The 14223-nt window shown below is 43.2% G+C and carries 10 protein-coding genes; 9 read left to right on the forward strand and 1 reads right to left on the reverse strand.

Annotated features, from left to right (window positions below; genetic code table 11):
* Positions 1-230 precede the first annotated feature (230 nt).
* Positions 231-848 (forward strand): Fe-S biogenesis protein NfuA, encoded by a 618-nt coding sequence (gene nfuA / locus RTP55_RS05355; protein ID WP_095356557.1) that lies wholly within the window; start codon positions 231-233, stop codon positions 846-848.
* A 133-nt stretch (positions 849-981) separates the two neighbouring features.
* On the opposite strand, the gene gltA is transcribed toward nfuA, so the two are convergent.
* Entirely contained in the window at positions 982-2268 is a 1287-nt protein-coding gene (gltA, locus tag RTP55_RS05360) for a citrate synthase (protein WP_050324880.1), read from the reverse strand.
* A 778-nt stretch (positions 2269-3046) separates the two neighbouring features.
* Here gltA and sdhC point away from each other — a divergent pair.
* From sdhC to sucC, 8 genes are all read left to right on the forward strand, one after another.
* Positions 3047-3436 (forward strand): succinate dehydrogenase, cytochrome b556 subunit, encoded by a 390-nt coding sequence (sdhC, locus tag RTP55_RS05365; protein WP_071586266.1) that lies wholly within the window; start codon positions 3047-3049, stop codon positions 3434-3436.
* Positions 3436-3771: a succinate dehydrogenase, hydrophobic membrane anchor protein gene (gene sdhD / locus RTP55_RS05370; RefSeq protein WP_036594948.1), complete on the forward strand. Its 336-nt coding sequence runs from the start codon at positions 3436-3438 to the stop codon at positions 3769-3771. Before sdhC ends, sdhD begins: the two co-directional genes overlap by 1 nt.
* A gap of 96 nt (positions 3772-3867) precedes the next feature.
* Entirely contained in the window at positions 3868-5730 is a 1863-nt protein-coding gene (gene sdhA, locus RTP55_RS05375) for a succinate dehydrogenase flavoprotein subunit (RefSeq protein WP_179286586.1), read from the forward strand.
* A 76-nt stretch (positions 5731-5806) separates the two neighbouring features.
* Complete coding sequence (locus tag RTP55_RS05380; RefSeq protein ID WP_007115066.1) at positions 5807-6517, forward strand: succinate dehydrogenase iron-sulfur subunit; 711 nt, start codon at positions 5807-5809, stop codon at positions 6515-6517.
* Positions 6518-6944: 427 nt separating this feature from the next.
* Positions 6945-9887, forward strand: coding sequence for a 2-oxoglutarate dehydrogenase E1 component (locus RTP55_RS05385; RefSeq protein ID WP_312384755.1), 2943 nt, complete (start codon positions 6945-6947; stop codon positions 9885-9887).
* A 140-nt stretch (positions 9888-10027) separates the two neighbouring features.
* Positions 10028-11263 (forward strand): 2-oxoglutarate dehydrogenase complex dihydrolipoyllysine-residue succinyltransferase, encoded by a 1236-nt coding sequence (gene odhB, locus RTP55_RS05390; RefSeq protein ID WP_007115064.1) that lies wholly within the window; start codon positions 10028-10030, stop codon positions 11261-11263.
* 87 nt (positions 11264-11350) lie between these two features.
* On the forward strand, positions 11351-12799 hold the full coding sequence (lpdA, locus tag RTP55_RS05395; RefSeq protein ID WP_239743391.1) for a dihydrolipoyl dehydrogenase: 1449 nt from the start codon (positions 11351-11353) through the stop codon (positions 12797-12799).
* Positions 12800-12988: 189 nt separating this feature from the next.
* On the forward strand, positions 12989-14164 hold the full coding sequence (gene sucC / locus RTP55_RS05400) for an ADP-forming succinate--CoA ligase subunit beta (RefSeq protein WP_007115062.1): 1176 nt from the start codon (positions 12989-12991) through the stop codon (positions 14162-14164).
* Positions 14165-14223 lie beyond the last annotated feature (59 nt).

A 14223-nucleotide genomic window follows, 5' to 3' on the forward strand; every position in this document is an offset into this window, starting at 1 on the left:
GATAAAGCATGTTTTTTTAACTATCTTGCCTAAACTTTCAACCAATGCCAAGTTATTTTTGGTTAAAGATTTTTGGTTAAAGATAATGGCTAGATTCAATTTTTAGCTTGACTAAAAAATATTGTGACGACCCTTGATAAGCCAAACAACGACCCCCAATAAAATCCGAGTAAATTACTCAAGTTTATGCTAAAATATGGGTAAAAATTGATGACAAGTTAGGGTGACATATGAGCGATACAGAAAAAAGCACAAATATCAAAATTACCGATTCAGCGCAAGGGTATCTGACTGAGTTGTTGGCAAAACAAAATACTGACGGCATCGGCGTACGTATTTTTGTTGAACATCCAGGCACGCCGCGAGCAGAATGCTGTATGTCATACAGCCAGCCAGATGAACACAATCCTGATGATTTAAAATTGGATTATGAGACATTCACTGCTTATATAGACACCCCATCTATTCCTTATCTTGAAGATGCGGTGATTGATTACAATAAAGACCGTTTTGGCGGTCAATTGACATTTCGTGCGCCCAACTCAAAAGTGCCAAAACTGGGTGAAAATGCGAGCCTAGAGGAGCGTATCAATTACGTGTTGTCTTCGGAAATCAATCCAAATCTAGCGGCGCATGGGGGTAACGTGCAATTGGTGGATTTGGTACATGAAGAAGGGGTTGGTATCACCGCAGTGCTTAAATTTGGCGGCGGCTGTCAGGGCTGCTCTGCAGTTGATATGACGCTAAAACAAGGGGTTGAAGTCTCGCTAAAACAGCAAATACCAGAATTAACCCAAGTGATTGATGAGACCGACCATACGTATACTGCCAATGCGTTTTATAAGTAAGGTGAAGTGATTAGCAAGTTATAGTTAAATGAAAAGGGCGTTGCAAAACGTCCTTTTTTATTGATTAACATCTAATAATAAAAAACCCAGTGTAACACTGGGTTTTGGTTCGAAGCATTTTTGAAGCATTGGCTTAGTCGCGGTCTTCAACAGCCACAAAATCACGCTGGGTATAGCCAGTATATAACTGACGTGGACGACCGATTTTGTAAGGTGCAGAGTGCATTTCTAACCAGTGGCTGATCCAACCAGAAGTACGTGCTAAAGCAAAGATTACGGTAAACATAGAGGTTGGAATACCGATGGCTTTTAGGATGATACCTGAGTAGAAGTCAACATTTGGATATAGGTTACGCTCTTTAAAGTACGGGTCATTCAAGGCGATTTGTTCAAGCTTCATTGCAAGTTCAAGTTGTGGATCTTTGATGCCAAGCTCGCCTAATACTTCGTCACAAGTTTCTTTCATCACTTTGGCGCGTGGGTCAAAGTTTTTATAAACACGGTGACCAAAGCCCATTAATTTCACTTCTTTACGTTTGACTTTTTCCATGAATTCGTCAACGTTGTCTACGCTGCCGATTTCATCAAGCATTTTAAGTACAGCTTCGTTGGCGCCACCGTGTGCAGGTCCCCAAAGAGCCGCAATACCTGCCGCAATACAAGCGTATGGGTTAGCGCCCGTAGAGCCTGCTAGACGTACAGTTGAGGTCGAGGCATTTTGTTCGTGGTCAGCATGTAAGGTAAAGATTTTATCCATCGCTTTTGCCAGGATTGGATTGACTTGATAGTTGACATCCGCTGGGGTTGCAAACATCATGTGTAAGAAGTTTTCAGCGTAGTTTAAATCATTACGCGGATACATAAATGGTTGACCATTGCTATATTTGTAGCACATGGCGGCGATGGTAGGGACTTTTGCAATCAAGCGAATCGCGGTGATTTCACGATGGTCTTGTTTGCTGACATCAAGATTGTTGTGGTAGAACGCAGATAATGCACCCATCACACCAACCATAATCGCCATCGGATGAGCGTCACGGCGGAAACCTTCAAAGAAACGACGTAATTGGTCATTCACCATTGAATGTTTACGAACTTTTTCGTAGAAGTCAGCTTTTTGCTCAGCATTGGGTAGTTCACCATGAATGAGTGCATACGCAACTTCTAAGTATTCTGCTTTATCAGCTAATTGGTCAATTGGGTAACCACGGTGTAATAAGATACCTTTGTCACCATCAATGAAGGTGATTTTTGATTCAGTGGAAGCGGTTGACATGAAACCTGGATCGTATGTCCAAAAACCAGCTTGGGGTACGGCCTTAATATCGAGTACAGGATCGCCTAATGTTCCTTCAATGATAGGAAGCTCATAGTCCTGGCCATTGACGTGCAAGGTTGCAATATTGTCTTTCTCTGACATAAAATCCTCTCAGACGTGTAAAAAAAAGAAGACCTATACTTGCTCAAATGCATTGGCGCAATGACAAGGATAGGTGACTGCCCCGCCACACAGAGACGTGCAGGGCGACTTTAATAGCGAAAAAATAGCGAAAACCCAAAACTAAAACATATCTATATTAACAGCATTTTTGCCAAAAATGAAAGTAAATTTACGCCTTACGCGTACAAACAGTTAGTTATAATTAACAGGAGTTAGCTAAAACTATGCTCTCTGCTACTGACATTCTATCAACCCTTGATACGGTTAACTATCTAGAAGAGTGGGTGGCAAAACGCTGAATCTTATCAAATTATTTCTGAATTTTAATAGTGCGCTACAGTGGTTTGATAAAAGATGGTTTTTTTTCTGTTTTTGTTTGTATTTGTAATCAAAGACTCTTATAATTATAAAAATTTTACTGGTGGCTAGCTTTGTATTATTAATATTTGCTAAACATAATTTACTTTTTAGCTTTGTGATTTAACAAAATTAAAAAGTAAATTGTGGGTGGCTTTTTGTCGATTATTAGTTTGTAATTTATTAGTTTTTAATTGTGAGATACGATTAGGTTTGCGGCTAATAACTATTTATTATGTGAATAATCCAAAGTACGCTAGCTATTCCTTATCTTCGATTTACCTGTTTTTTTGACAGGCTATGTGATTCATCAAACCCTGCAAGTGATTTGAAGTTCGTGCTTGATATTTTGGATATTGGCATAGCGATAACACAGGTAAGTTATAACTGCGAATAAAGGATGCCCGCTGTGAAAAGCAACCGACCGATTGACCTTCCTTTAAGCCAAGTAATTAATGTTAATTCAAAAAACCCAATTGCTTTGGCTTCAATTACCCACCGTGTTTCTGGTGTGGTGCTATTTCTCCTAATTCCTGTGATGTTATGGATTTTTCAAACGTCGCTTGCCAGTGCTGAAGGCTTTGCAGATATTTTCACCAACCCATTGGTGAAGTTTTTGGCTTGGATCTTTGTGGCTGCATTAGGCTACCATTTTGTGATGGGTTTCAAACATTTATTTGCCGACATGGGCATGAATGAAGAATTAAACAGTGGTCGCACTGCGACATTCATTGGCTTTGTACTTGCAGCGCTTTGGGTTGTGGGTTCATTTGTATGGGTGATGTTCTAATGAAAAGTGCAACAGGTTTAACAGGCTCAGGCTCTCGCGATTGGGTGGTACAACGTATTAGTGCGGTTGTATTGGCAGTTTATTCATTGGTGATGTTGGGCTGGTTCTTAACCCACCAACCAACGTTTGAATTATGGCAAGGCTTTATGCTAAGCCTACCGATGCGCTTATTTACGCTATTGATGATACTAGCATTAGTGGGTCATGCGTGGGTAGGGATGTGGACTGTATTAACAGACTACGTTAAGTCAAATGGTTTACGTTTTGTGCTGCAATCTGCCATGATTCTTGCAGTCTTGGTTTATTTATTTTGGGGCGTGATGATTTTCTTCTAAACATCCTGTTAGATAAATTTTGTTAACGTATTTATCGATTTCTACCTCAGGGCTTTTAAGCATTTATGGGGATAAAATCGAACCATCATTTAGGAAATTAAAGCAATGGCAACAAAACAAGACAACACCATTAGCAATATTCAAACCTTAACCTTCGATGCGGTTATCGTTGGCGGCGGTGGCTCTGGTATGCGTGCGTCGTTACAATTGGCGCGTGGCGGTATGAATGTTGCGGTATTAACCAAAGTGTTCCCAACGCGTTCTCACACGGTTGCTGCGCAAGGTGGTATTGGCGCAAGTTTGGGTAACATGAGTGATGATAACTGGCACTTTCACTTTTATGACACCATCAAAGGTTCTGACTGGTTAGGTGACCAAGACGCCATCGAATACATGTGCCGTGAAGCACCAAAAGTAGTCTATGAACTTGAGCATATGGGTATGCCATTTGACCGTAACGCGGATGGTACGATTTATCAGCGTCCCTTTGGTGGTCATACTGCCAACTATGGTGAAAAAGCGGTACAACGTGCGTGTGCGGCAGCTGACCGTACAGGTCATGCATTATTGCATACCTTATATCAAAAAAATCTTGAGCAAGGTACAGAGTTTTTTATCGAGTGGATTGCGCTAGATTTGGTCAAAGATAGCAAAGGCGACATTAACGGCGTTATCGCGCTGGAGCAAGAAACAGGTCGTGTTGCGGTATTTCAAGCAAAAACAACTGTCCTAGCAACGGGGGGTGCAGGTCGTATTTTCGCTGCATCTACTAATGCCTTTATTAACACCGGTGACGGTCTAGGTATGGCAGTGCGTGCCGGTATTCCACTACAAGATATGGAATTTTGGCAATTTCACCCAACAGGCGTCGCAGGTGCGGGCGTATTATTGACCGAAGGTTGTCGTGGTGAAGGTGCGTTACTTCGTAATAAAGATGGCGAAGCCTTTATGGAGCGTTATGCACCAACCCTAAAAGATTTGGCACCGCGTGACTTTGTATCACGTTCAATGGACCAAGAGATCAAAGAAGGTCGTGGTTGTGGTCCACAGGGTGATTACGTAGTACTTGATATGACGCACTTAGGTGTGGATACCATCATGAAGCGTTTACCATCGGTTTATGAAATTGGTAAAAACTTCGCGAACGTTGATATTACCAAAGAGCCAATCCCAGTTGTACCGACTATCCATTACCAAATGGGCGGCATCCCGACCAATATTCATGGTCAGGTTGTCATGCCAGATCTTGAGGCAGGTACGGATGCGGAAGGTTTATACGCCCAGCAAAAAATCGTGAAAGGCTTATATGCAATCGGCGAATGTTCATGTGTATCCGTTCACGGCGCCAACCGTCTAGGTACAAACTCACTACTCGACTTGGTAGTATTTGGTCGTGCAGCGGGTCAGCATATCATTGATGAGTTCCACGCCGCTGACCGTCATGACTATGAGCCACTATCACCGCGTGTTCTTGACAAAACCTTGGCGCGTTTGAATGTGTTACAGCAATCTACGCAAGGTCTCAATGCGCAAGATGTGGCTGACGAAATCCGTCGTACCATGCAGCAACATGCAGGTGTATTCCGTACCCAAGCGTCAATGAATGAAGGCGTACAAAAAATCTTGGCACTTGAAAGTAAGGTCAATAGTCTTCACCTAGCTGATAAATCGCAAGTGTTTAATACCGCACGTATTGAAGCGCTTGAAGTGGCGAACCTCTATGAAGTTGCCAAAGCGACAATGATTTCAGCTTCCCTGCGTCAAGAATGTCGTGGCGCGCACACTGTTGTTGACTACGAACGTGCGGCAGATGATGCGTATGCCCCACTTGGTCGTAATGACCACGAATGGATGAAACATACCCTTTGGTTCTCTGAAGGTAACCGTGTTATCTACAAACCGGTTCGCAAAAGCCCACTGACTGTAGACTATGTTGAGCCAAAAGTGCGTACATTCTAAGTAATATTTTTTGGTCTTTGCAAACTGTTGTAAAGACCCTATAAACCAATACCATAAACGTGTGGAGTTTAGCATTATGAGCAGAGGTACTCGCACCATCGAGATTTTCCGCTACGATCCAGATAAAGACGCAGCACCCCGTATGCAGACATACCAAATTGAGCTTTTAGACTCTGACCGTATGTTATTAGACGTACTTGTCCGTTTGAAAAAAATGGACGAAACCATCAGTTTCCGCCGTTCGTGCCGTGAAGGTATTTGTGGCTCTGACGGTATGAACATCAATGGTAAAAACGGTCTATCATGTCTTATCAACATGAACACGCTGCCACAAAAAATTACTTTACGTCCGCTACCTGGTTTACCTGTCGTGCGCGACTTAGTGGTAGATATGAACCAATTCTATGAGCAATATGAAAAAGTTCATCCGTACTTGATTAATGACCAGCCAGCGCCACCGACTGAACGTCTACAATCACCTGAAGACCGCGAAAAGTTAAACGGTCTATATGAATGTATTCTATGTGCCTGTTGTTCAACCAGCTGTCCATCATTCTGGTGGAACCCAGACAAGTTCTTAGGTCCATCTGCCTTATTGAATGGCTACCGCTTTGTGGCAGATAGCCGTGATACTAGCACACAGGAGCGTTTAGCACGTTTAGACGACCCATTTAGCTTGTTCCGTTGCCGTGGCATCATGAACTGTGTGTCGGTTTGTCCAAAAGGTTTGAATCCTACCAAAGCGATTGGTCACTTACGTAACATGCTGTTAGACCAAGCAGGTTAGTACCACAGTTTGGTGACAAAAAAGCTCTGTATCGACAGGGCTTTTTTTATTGGGATGTGATAAATTAATAGTAATTGGCTATCTATTAATGAAAGTAATAAATGATATCCAAATATCATAATATTTTTTATATCTTTTCAGCCTAATGAATGAGATAAATTATCATGAATTTTGTATAATATACGATAGGTATCTATAGGGAATATTCATTTAGGTTTTCTAAGGAAGGAGAAAACTAACTTTCACATTACTCTTCTTTTACTGCCATTTGATAGCCATTTATCCACACGCCAAGCCGCGTGAATCGCTATATTTAGTAAATGAATGGTAACTATTACCTTAACAAAATTTTTTGTTAATTATAAAAATGCTAGGCTATTCCCTAAAATTTTTATTTCCACCTTTAAATACTACAGTAGAAAGAATCATGGCTAACCAAAACCAAACTTCTGTCTCATCTGCTCAGTTTACCGAATTGTCAGCAGATAACGCAGTCTATCTTGAATCACTCTATGAACAGTATCTTCAAGATCCACAAAGCGTTGATGAAAAATACATTCCTTACTTTGCGCAGTTTGCCAAAGATGATGATAAGAACGCCCTTCACCATACTATTCAAGACCAATTTTTGCTATTAGCTCGCAATACCACTGCCCACAAAGTTACCGGTCAATCAGGTGCAGGTGCCGTCAGCCCTTCTGAAATTCGCGAATTTGCGGACAACCAAATGGGCGTGCAAAAACTGATTACCAGTTATCGCCGTCGTGGTCATCGTATTGCTAATTTAGATCCTTTAGGACTCATGCCACGTCCAGAAGTTGAAGAATTGACTTTGGCGTATTATGGTCTTTCTGAAGCGGATTTAGACACTGTATACCCTGTCAGTGACCTAAATATCGGTAAAGACAAAGCCACACTGCGTGAAATTATCCAAGTGTTAGAGCGAGTTTATTGTAGCAGCATTGGTGCAGAATATTTCCATGTGACCACTGCCAAAGAAAAACGCTGGATTGAAAAATACCTAGAGCAAAATCTTGGCTATGTCAAATTTGACAATGAAAAACGTAAATCTATCCTTGAGCGTTTGACAGCAGCGGAAGGATTAGAAAAATACTTAGCGCGTAAATATACTGGTGTGAAACGTTTTGGTCTTGAGGGTGGCGAGAGCTTTATCCCGATGGTCAATGAGATAATTCAGCGTGCGGGTGAAAACGGTACCAAAGAAATGGTTATCGGTATGGCACACCGTGGGCGTTTAAATTTATTAGTGAATATCTTAGGTAAAAACCCTAAAGATTTGTTTGATGAGTTTGATGGTAAAAAACAACCGACCGTGGGTTCAGGTGACGTAAAATACCACAATGGTTATTCATCTAACGTAATGACACCGGGCGGCGAAGCACACTTAGCCTTGGCATTTAACCCCTCGCATCTTGAGATTGTATCGCCTGTATTGATTGGTTCAGTGCGTGCCCGCCAAGTACGCCGTCAAGATAAGACGGGTGATGCCGTTTTGCCAATCGTGGTACACGGTGACGCCGCGTTCGCCGGTCAAGGTGTCAACCAAGAAACTTTCCAAATGTCACAAACCCGTGCCTACTCAACAGGTGGTACGCTGCATATTATTATCAATAACCAAGTGGGTTTTACCACCAGCCGCTTAGAAGATGCGCGTTCAACTGAATACTGTACCGACATCGCCAAGATGGTACACGCACCGATTTTTCATGTAAACGGTGACGATCCAGAAGCCGTGGTATTTATGGCACAGCTTGCCCACGACTATCGCCAAACTTTCCATAAAGATATCGTGATTGATATGTACTGTTACCGTCGTAACGGTCACAATGAAGCGGATGAGCCTTCCGCCACTCAGCCACTTATGTATTCGGTCATCAAAAAACTGCCAAGTACTCGTGAGCTATTTGCCAATAAATTGGTTGCTGAAGGCGTTATTAGCAAAGCTGAAAGTGTGGCATTTGAAGATGACTACCGTGAGTCACTCGATAAAGGCGAATATGTTGCTAGCGCACTCGTGCGTGAGCCAAATAAAACGCTGTATGTAGATTGGACACCCTATATTGGTCATAAGCTTGAAGACAATTGGGATACGAGCGTTGATATCAATCAATTAAAAGCTTATGGTGAAAAAATGGCGCAAATGCCGGAAGGCTATGAGCTACAACGCCAAGTGCAAAAAGTGGTTGAACAGCGCAAAGCCATGCAAACCGGTCAAGAGCCATTGAACTGGGGTGCAGCAGAAACCTTGGCTTATGCGTCACTGGTCGAAGAAGGCTATCCTGTCCGTATTACGGGTGAAGACGTGGGTCGTGGTACTTTCTCACATCGCCATTCAGAAATTTTCAACATGAAAGACGGCAGTATGTATGTCCCACTTGCCAACATGAGCCCTAACCAAGCACGCTTTGACACCTTTAACTCATTGTTGTCAGAAGAAGCAGTGTTGGCGTTTGAATATGGTTACGCAACGACGGTACCTAATGCGCTAGTGATCTGGGAGGCGCAGTTTGGTGACTTTGTCAATGGGGCACAAGTGGTCATTGACCAATTTATTTCTTCAGGTGAAACCAAATGGCAACGTCTATGTGGTCTGACCATGCTGTTACCACACGGCTATGAAGGTCAAGGTCCTGAGCACTCATCAGCGCGCCTAGAGCGTTTTTTGCAGCTATGTGCCGAAGACAACATGCAAGTGATGACCCCAACTACACCTGCACAGATTTTCCATGCCCTGCGTCGACAAGTGGTTCGCCCAGCGCGTAAACCGCTGATTGTGATGTCACCAAAATCACTGCTACGTCATAAATTGGCAGTGTCAACGCTTGAAGAGCTTGCGCAAGGTCAGTTCCAAACCGTGATTCCAGAGATTGACCAACTTGATAATAACCAAGTGACGCGTTTAGTGTTGTGTGGCGGTAAAGTATATTATGACTTGCTTGAAAAACGTCGTGAATTGGGTCTCAACCATGTGGCGATTGTACGTATCGAGCAGCTTTATCCATTACCTGAAGCGCGTATTTTGGAAGAAGTGGCAAAATATCCAAACCTTGAAGGCATTGTCTGGACACAAGAAGAGCCACGTAACCAAGGTGCTTGGTACTATCTAGCACCGCACTTATTCCGTTTGATTGCACCGCCAAAACCCGCGACTCGTCCGACTAAAGCCTACTTGCTTGAGCCAGTAGCTCGCCCTTCATCAGCAGCACCTGCCGCAGGTTCGATGCAAATGCACGTTGCCCAACAACAAAAAGTTATCAACGAAGCATTGGGTTTGCCAAAGAATGAAGATTCAACCGAAGATAAGCTAGAAGCTAAAGCGGAAATCGCAGAAAAACAAGCGACTGACTAAGCGTTTTAAAGGATTAGTACTTAATAGATGCGTACTAATCCTTCTTGGTTTTTGGTATAGGCAATTGCGCCGAGTGCTAAGACAACAATGAATTTAACCCATTAAAAATGAAAGAATGTGAAATTAACTAGGAGTTTTCCATGAGTGAGATTAAAGTCCCCGTTTTCCCAGAATCCGTTGCTGACGGTACAATTGTTGCTTGGAATTTTAATGAAGGCGATCAAGTAAGCCGTGACGCTGTATTGTGTGAAATCGAAACCGATAAAGTTGTGATGGAAGTGGTGGCACAAGCTGACGGCGTGCTTAGCAAAATTCTCAAACAAGTTGATGACACAGTGCTTTCTGCTGAAGTCATCGGTGAGCTGACTGAAGGCGCAACCGCGGCTGCACCAGCAAGCCAACCTGCTGAAACCCAAGCACCGGCTGCCCAAGCTGAAGCCGCGCCTGCAGCTGCACAACAAGCGCCTACCGCTCAAGCGACTGCTGAAGCAGATTATAAAGACCAAAGTCCAGCGGTTCGTAAAGCAGCGAATACCACAGGCGTCAATCCTGCAGATGTTGAAGGTTCAGGTCGTGGCGGTCGTGTGACTAAAGAAGACATGGCAAACCCAACCTTGAAAGCCAACAATGCAATTAAAGCAGACAACGGTCAAGTGGTTGCCAATGCCGTCGGTCAACGGGCAGACAAACGTGTGCCAATGACACGTTTACGCGCCCGTGTTGCTGAGCGTCTGTTAGCCGCTACCCAAGAAACTGCGATGTTGACCACGTTTAACGAAGTGAACATGAAACCTATCATGGACTTACGTAGTGAGTTCAAAGAGCGTTTTGAAAAACGTCACGGTGTAAAACTAGGTTTTATGTCATTGTTTGTAAAAGCTGCTACTGAAGCGTTAAAACGTTTTCCAGCGGTAAATGCCTCTATTGATGGCAGCGATATCGTTTATCATGGTTATTATGATGTGGGTGTTGCGGTATCTAGCGACCGTGGTCTTGTGGTGCCGGTATTACGTGACACTGATCAAATGGGTATGGCAGATATCGAACGTGCGATTGGTAACTATGCATCAAAAGCGCGTGAAGGTAAATTAGGCATTGAAGACATGACGGGTGGTACATTCACCATTACCAATGGTGGGGTATTTGGTTCATTGATGTCAACCCCAATCATCAATCCACCACAAACAGCGATTTTGGGTATGCATGCGACAAAAGAACGCCCAATGGCTGTTAATGGTGAAGTAGTAATTCTACCTATGATGTACTTGGCATTGTCGTATGACCATCGTTTAATTGATGGTAAAGAAGCCGTACAATTCTTGGTCACTATCAAAGAATTGGTTGAAAACCCAGCGATGCTACTTCTCGATTTATAATGAAAAAAGCCTGTATTGGCAAAGGTTGATACAGGCTTTTTTGTTTAACAACTTTAACAATAACAACTCAAATTTTTGGTGAAGATTATGAAAGAAAGCTATGATTTGGTAATTATCGGTGGTGGCCCTGGTGGCTACGAAGCCGCAATCCGTGCAGGCCAATTGGGTATGAGCGTGGCTTGTATCGAAAAACGTATTAATAAAGGCGAGCCAGCGTTAGGCGGTACTTGTTTGAACGTCGGTTGTATTCCTTCAAAAGCATTGCTAGACAGTTCACATCGTTATGAAGCAACCAAACATGATTTAGCCGACCACGGTATCACCACAGGTGAAGTGGCGATTGACATCAGCAAAATGTTAAGTCGTAAAGACGCTATCGTTAAACAATTAACCGGTGGTGTGGCTGCATTGTTAAAAGGTAATGGTGCTGACTGGCTGCAAGGTACAGGTAAATTACTTGATGGTAAAGGTGCGGATAAACAAGTTGAATTTACCCCATTAGATGGTTCTGCGCCTACCACTATTACCGCTAAAAATGTGATTTTAGCGTCTGGTTCTGTGCCCATTGATATCCCTGTTGCCCCGATTGATAACGAATATATCGTTGATTCAACCGGTGCGTTAGACTTTACCGAAGTGCCTGCGCGTCTAGGCGTCATTGGTGGGGGTGTAATCGGTCTTGAACTGGGTTCGGTATGGCGTCGTTTGGGTAGTGAAGTGGTGGTATTTGAAGCCATGCCAGAATTCTTGGCAGCGGCAGACAAAGCCGTGAGCAAAGAAGCGGCAAAACTACTAAAAGCCCAAGGTATGGACATCCGTATTGATACCAAAGTCACTCAGGCTCAAGTAGAAAACGGTCAGGTACTTGTATCGTTTGACGCAAAAGGTCAAGCAGGACAAGAAACCTTCGATAAACTCATCGTTTGTGTGGGTCGCCGTGCTTATAAAGAAAACCTACTTGGCGAAAATTCAGGGGTAGAGCTTACTGAACGTGGTTTGGTAGCGGTGAATGACTTCTGTCAAACCAACCTTGATGGCGTCTATGCAATCGGTGACTTGGTGCGTGGTCCAATGCTGGCACATAAAGCGATGGAAGAAGGCATGATGGCAGTGGAACGTATTCATGGTGAAAAAGTTCAAGTCAATTATGACACCATTATTAGCGTGATTTACACACACCCAGAAATTGCATGGGTGGGCTTAACTGAAGAACAAGCCAAAGAGAAAGGTCATGAAGTCAAAACCGGTCAATTCAGCCTAGCGGCCAATGGCCGTGCGTTAGCCGCTGGTGAAGGCCAAGGCTTCATCAAAGTGGTTGCCGATGCCAAAACTGACCGTTTACTGGGTATGCATGTTGTCTCAGCGGGTGCAGGCGATATCGTTCATCAAGGCATGATCGCGATGGAATTCGTATCAAGTATTGAAGATTTGCAGTTGATGACGTTTGCTCATCCAACCATTTCTGAAGCGGTACACGAGGCGGTGCTATCAGCGGATGGTCGTGCGATTCATGCGATTCAACGTAAGCGCAAATAAGCTAGTTCACAAGGAATTTGGCTCATAAGTAACTTAGTTCATAAGTAACTTGGCTAATTAGCTTATGCATCAATAGTTTGAATAAGGTAAGTGAGCTAACCTCATTATCAACTAGGTTAGCTCACTGTTGACCAAAATATTCAAAAATAATTTTAAAACAATGTAAACCAAAACCGAGAGGACAAATTCATGAATTTACATGAGTATCAAGCCAAAGAATTATTAAAAAGCTATGGATTGCCAGTACAAGAAGGTATCATCGCTAAAAATGGCGACGAAGCCGCAGCAGCGTTTGATAAAATGGCAGGCAACGCCGGTGCCGTGGTTGTTAAAGCCCAAGTACATGCCGGTGGCCGTGGTAAAGCGGGCGGCGTAAAAATCGCTAAAACGCGTGAAGAAGCCAAACAAATTGCTGAAGAATTAATTGGTAAAAACTTGGTAACTTACCAAACTGACGCCAATGGTCAACCTGTTAACAGCGTACTTATCGCCGAAGACATGTACCCAATCGCAACTGAATTGTACTTAGGTGCAGTCGTAGACCGTTCAGCCCGTCGTGTGGTATTTATGGCGTCAACTGAAGGCGGTGTTGAAATTGAAAAAGTTGCCGAAGAAACCCCAGAAAAAATCTTGAAAGTAGAAGTTGACCCACTGGTGGGCTTACAACCTAGCCAAGCTCGTGAAGTGGCTTTCAAACTGGGTTTAAAAGACAAACAAATCAACGAATTTGCTAAATTGATGACAGGGGCTTATAAAGCCTTTACGGAAAATGACTTTGCGTTGTTTGAAATCAATCCATTAGCCGTTCGTAAATCTGGTGAATTAGCCTGTGTTGACGCCAAAATCGGTATCGACTCAAATGCCCTTTATCGCCTACCAAAAGTCGCTGAACAACGTGACAAATCACAAGAAAATGAGCGTGAATTAAAAGCCTCAGAATTTGACCTAAACTATGTTGCGCTTGAAGGTAATATCGGCTGTATGGTAAATGGCGCCGGTCTTGCGATGGCAACTATGGACATCATTAAACTATACGGTGGTCAACCCGCTAACTTCCTAGACGTAGGCGGTGGTGCGACCAAAGAACGTGTGGTTGAAGCGTTCAAATTAATTCTTGAAGACAAATCAGTCCAAGGCGTACTCATCAATATTTTCGGTGGTATCGTACGTTGTGACATGATTGCTGAAGCGATTATCGAAGCGGTGAAAGAAGTCAACGTCACCGTACCTGTGGTTGTGCGTCTTGAAGGTAACAACGCTGAAAAAGGTGCGCAAATCTTACGTGATTCAGGTCTTAAATTAATTCCTGCTGAAGGTCTTTCTGAAGCCGGTCAAAAAATTGTTGATGCGGTTAATAATGCCTAATGAAGAAAGTACAGGTATGAGCGAGTAGGGCTATGTGCCCTACTGGTTAATCGTTTAAA

This window comes from Moraxella sp. CTOTU47579 (assembly GCF_032004885.1).
GTDB lineage: Bacteria > Pseudomonadota > Gammaproteobacteria > Pseudomonadales > Moraxellaceae > Faucicola > Faucicola tetraodonis.

What these genes read in the sequence shown, in the direction of transcription:
- sdhD (WP_036594948.1), top strand. Translation starts at nt 3,436, where the DNA reads ATGAAAAGTGCAACAGGTTTAACAGGCTCAGGCTCTCGCGATTGGGTG.
- sdhC (WP_071586266.1), top strand. Translation starts at nt 3,047, where the DNA reads ATGCCCGCTGTGAAAAGCAACCGACCGATTGACCTTCCTTTAAGCCAA.
- RTP55_RS05385 (WP_312384755.1), top strand. Translation starts at nt 6,945, where the DNA reads ATGGCTAACCAAAACCAAACTTCTGTCTCATCTGCTCAGTTTACCGAA.
- gltA (WP_050324880.1), bottom strand. Translation starts at nt 2,268, where the DNA reads ATGTCAGAGAAAGACAATATTGCAACCTTGCACGTCAATGGCCAGGAC.
- lpdA (WP_239743391.1), top strand. Translation starts at nt 11,351, where the DNA reads ATGAAAGAAAGCTATGATTTGGTAATTATCGGTGGTGGCCCTGGTGGC.
- RTP55_RS05380 (WP_007115066.1), top strand. Translation starts at nt 5,807, where the DNA reads ATGAGCAGAGGTACTCGCACCATCGAGATTTTCCGCTACGATCCAGAT.
- nfuA (WP_095356557.1), top strand. Translation starts at nt 231, where the DNA reads ATGAGCGATACAGAAAAAAGCACAAATATCAAAATTACCGATTCAGCG.
- sucC (WP_007115062.1), top strand. Translation starts at nt 12,989, where the DNA reads ATGAATTTACATGAGTATCAAGCCAAAGAATTATTAAAAAGCTATGGA.
- odhB (WP_007115064.1), top strand. Translation starts at nt 10,028, where the DNA reads ATGAGTGAGATTAAAGTCCCCGTTTTCCCAGAATCCGTTGCTGACGGT.